The sequence below is a fragment of the Frankia sp. CcWB2 genome, assembly GCF_977927585.1.
In genome coordinates, this window is sequence record NZ_CDWRCM010000317.1 from 1 (window position 1) to 428 (window position 428).

Consider the following 428-nt stretch of genomic DNA (forward strand, 5'->3'; position numbering starts at 1 on the left):
CCCCGGTTAACTTCGAAGACCCGGCATGGGGCGCCGTGCGGGGTTTCCGTCACCTCGCCTTCGGCGTTTGGGACTACGGGAGGCGATGCTGTGGACATGCAGGATGCCCAGCCGGGTCAGCCCGGCACCGGGGACGTCGGCGGCGACCCGTCCGGGGGCGGCCACGACTCTTCCCCGGGCGGCCACGGCGGTTCCGGGTCCGGGCGCGTCGGTCCGCGGCCGGCTGCCCGCATGCTCGCGGTGGTCGCGGTCGCCGCGGCGCTCGCGGCGCTTGTGTTCGCCCTCGCGGACCCCTCCCCCTCCCGGCACATGCGTGGCCTCCTGATCACGGTGAACCTCGTCTGCCTCGCCGGGGTGTTCACGGCGTGGCTTCGCGTGGTTCTCGTGGTCGGGGCCGCCAGGGCCCCCGGAGGAATCGAGTAAGCTCG

The 428-nt window shown here is 73.8% G+C and carries 1 protein-coding gene; it reads left to right on the forward strand.

Going from position 1 to position 428, the window contains the following annotated elements; translation table 11 throughout:
• A partial coding sequence (locus ACY45C_RS21045; protein WP_462189284.1) for a hypothetical protein occupies positions 1 to 423 on the forward strand: 423 nt, incomplete at its 5' end.
• Positions 424 to 428: the final 5 nt, after the last annotated feature.